The following is a 2,098-nucleotide window of genomic DNA, read 5'->3' as shown; positions in this document are numbered from 1 at the left end:
GTACCAAGGAAGCCGGTAAATGGCGCCTGGAAGGCAAAGAGTACATCGTCAAGGATGGCGACGTGATGCACTTCCGTTTCAACGTCTAAGCGCCATCGCGGTTTTGCCGCCCACAAAAAAGCCGATGCACTGCATCGGCTTTTTTGTGGGCGGTTGTTTGTATTTCGACAATAGCTATCCTCTTATCTATTTGAAACCTTAAGACGTTTCCTATTTGTCGTAACAAAAACAGCCCAACAACCTCGAGTGACGTTAAGCGACAAGTTAATGACTTTTCCTACGCAAGCCTGGCTTACTCTTACCTGCATACTCGATGATAAATCTTATACTTTACGCTCTGCCCAAACACCGTCTAAATCACAGCCTTTTAATCGTAAACAATCACGCTAGTGGAGCACCCACCCGATGTCGGCCGCCGATCAAAAAGAAAGCGAAACCGATACGCCATTCATTGAAGGCTCGGATATTGAGAACACGATCAATAGCACCGCGACACTGAATGTTGACATCTTGTTGCTGGGGGAAACCGGCACTGGCAAAGATACCCTGGCACAACGAATACATCGCCTGTCCGGCCGTCGAGGTAACTTTGTTGCGGTCAATTGCGCCGCCATTCCGGAGAGCCTCGCCGAAAGCCAATTATTCGGTGTCAACAGTGGTGCTTATACCGGGGCTGTACAATCACGCGCAGGGTTTATCGAGGCGGCTCACCTGGGTACGTTGTATTTGGATGAAATCGACAGCATGCCGCTTTCGCTGCAGGCCAAGCTATTGCGTATGCTCGAATCACGAGGGGTTGAACGGCTGGGCTCAACACGCTTCATCCCCGTCGACATGCGCGTCATCGCGTCCGCTCAACAATCACTGCATGACATGGTCGAGCAAGGCAGCTTCAGGCGGGACCTGTATTTTCGCCTGAACGTTATTAACATCAAGCTGCAGCCGCTGCGTGACCGACGTGAGCGTATCGTACCGTTGTTTCTGGAGATGATTAAACAAGAGGCGGAGCACTTCAACTGCACAGCCCCTCACCCCCCAACCGAACTGCTCCAGCAGTTGTTGTGTCATACGTGGCCGGGCAATGTCCGCGAACTACGCTCCACGGCCAAGCGTTTTGTCCTTGGGCTGCCGCCTTTATCGGCATCGAATGCAGAACCGCTGGAACTGGGCCTGAAAGACCGTCTGCAGCGTATTGAGAAAACGCTCATTGAAGAGTCTTTACATCGTCACACTTACAGCGTGGATTGTGTGGCGTTGGAACTGGGGGTTGCCAAGCGCACGCTCTACTACCGAATGAAGCAACTGGGTGTTTCACTCAACGCGTGTTTGCACGCTCAGGAAGTGCAATAAACGCTGAAACAAGTAGAAATAGGCCGATGGAACTGTTTCCAGAGGCATCGCCACTCAGTGTACGAGCATCGATTATCAAATAACGATGTAGCACGATTAATCGAATGCCTCATGACGAATACTCAACTATCCGATAGACAACCCAAAGGTGAAATCATGACATCTCCAGTCGGCAGCATTACCAGCAAACAGCTTTTTGATCAAATGAAAACGCTCACTGAGGAAAAAAACAAAGAAACGCTCGAGATGGCAAAGCTGGATAAAGATGCTTCGATTGCCAGCAAGTGGAGCCAGGTAATTAACAAAGTACAATAAGCAACACAGGCTTTCTCTAGTGTATTAAATAGAGAAAGCCTGTCTATTTTCCTGAGGGAGGTTTATATGCGCACAACGCTTGAAAAAGAGCGGGAAACCTATTCAGGTGCCCCTGTGTTTCCCGTCGAAAAAAGCAGTGATAGCGCCCACGACGCGCATTTCTTCAGTGCAGCACTGGAGCAGAACAATCCCTATCCGTCGGCCCCCCCCGCCCCAGGAAACAGTCGGTCGCTGGTGAGCCAATCAGAGCGGTTGAAATCCAACAACGAAAAAATCCCCAAGCTCCTGCGTGAATATACCAAGACCCAAAACGAGCTGAAAATGGCGGACGCCACACAGACCATTATTGAATCAAAAGAAATCCTCAACATCGGCGTCAAGGTAATAAAACACTGCACTTCGTTTGTTGAGAAAACCACTAACCTGCAATAGG

4 protein-coding genes are annotated in these 2,098 nt (G+C 49.8%); all 4 read left to right on the top strand.

Going from position 1 to position 2,098, the window contains the following annotated elements; translation table 11 throughout:
- Positions 1-89 (top strand): DUF933 domain-containing protein (locus FEM54_RS31255; RefSeq protein ID WP_138454139.1); only part of this gene is annotated, 89 nt, incomplete at its 5' end.
- 316 nt (positions 90-405) lie between these two features.
- Positions 406-1,350 (top strand): sigma 54-interacting transcriptional regulator, encoded by a 945-nt coding sequence (locus FEM54_RS31250; RefSeq protein ID WP_017137644.1) that lies wholly within the window; start codon positions 406-408, stop codon positions 1,348-1,350.
- Positions 1,351-1,461: 111 nt separating this feature from the next.
- Complete coding sequence (locus FEM54_RS31245; RefSeq protein WP_138454138.1) at positions 1,462-1,665, top strand: hypothetical protein; 204 nt, start codon at positions 1,462-1,464, stop codon at positions 1,663-1,665.
- A gap of 66 nt (positions 1,666-1,731) precedes the next feature.
- Positions 1,732-2,097: a hypothetical protein gene (locus tag FEM54_RS31240; protein ID WP_138454137.1), complete on the top strand. Its 366-nt coding sequence runs from the start codon at positions 1,732-1,734 to the stop codon at positions 2,095-2,097.
- Position 2,098: the final 1 nt, after the last annotated feature.

This window comes from Pseudomonas edaphica, assembly GCF_005863185.1.
Taxonomy (GTDB): Bacteria; Pseudomonadota; Gammaproteobacteria; order Pseudomonadales; family Pseudomonadaceae; genus Aquipseudomonas; species Aquipseudomonas edaphica.
This window is presented reverse-complemented; position numbering and strand designations above follow the sequence as displayed.

What these genes read in the sequence shown, in the direction of transcription:
- FEM54_RS31250 (WP_017137644.1), top strand. Translation starts at nt 406, where the DNA reads ATGTCGGCCGCCGATCAAAAAGAAAGCGAAACCGATACGCCATTCATT.
- FEM54_RS31245 (WP_138454138.1), top strand. Translation starts at nt 1,462, where the DNA reads ATGACGAATACTCAACTATCCGATAGACAACCCAAAGGTGAAATCATG.
- FEM54_RS31240 (WP_138454137.1), top strand. Translation starts at nt 1,732, where the DNA reads ATGCGCACAACGCTTGAAAAAGAGCGGGAAACCTATTCAGGTGCCCCT.